General features: G+C 55.6%; 1 pseudogene. It reads right to left on the reverse strand.

The features are described 5' to 3' along the window. Window positions 1-516: pseudogene (locus tag MXD62_RS10060) on the reverse strand (ATPase); the annotation flags it as partial.

The raw sequence follows: 516 nt of genomic DNA on the forward strand, positions 1-516 counted from the left end.
GGATTCCAGTGCAGAAGGCGGCTGTCCCGGCTTATATTGATTCAGCGTCCTGTAGGCGAAGCCAAGCACGCGAAGCGCGTTGGCGGCCATCTCTTCGGTTCGCTCCAGGATCTGCATGCGCATTCGCTGGGTCAACGCGACCGTCTCTCCTTTCCACAGGATATGGCTGCAACGCTGCAGGATCGCTTCCACCGCCCCTTTTGTCAATAAGGTTAGCTTGCCGTCAGAGGTTCGGTCCACAATCGACATCATTTTTCTGTCTGAATCAAAGGGGAGCTCGTCAATCCGTTCCGCAGTCTGAATTTGACCGCGCTTCCCGTTATGGGTCTGTTTGGCCTTTTTTGCGACGACGAGCAGCGCCCCCTCGGTCGGATCTCCGAGCACTCGCCAGGTCTGGGCCGTTTTCGTCAAAACCAGCATTTTTCGCTCAGTTTGCTCATCGGAAATCAGGCTGGCATTGTTGCATCGCTCCGCTATACGTATGAGGTTCAGCAGATTGACGTCACTGTGCAGGGC

Source organism: Frankia sp. Mgl5, from assembly GCF_023242985.1.
Taxonomy (GTDB): Bacteria; Actinomycetota; Actinomycetes; order Frankiales; family Frankiaceae; genus Parafrankia; species Parafrankia soli.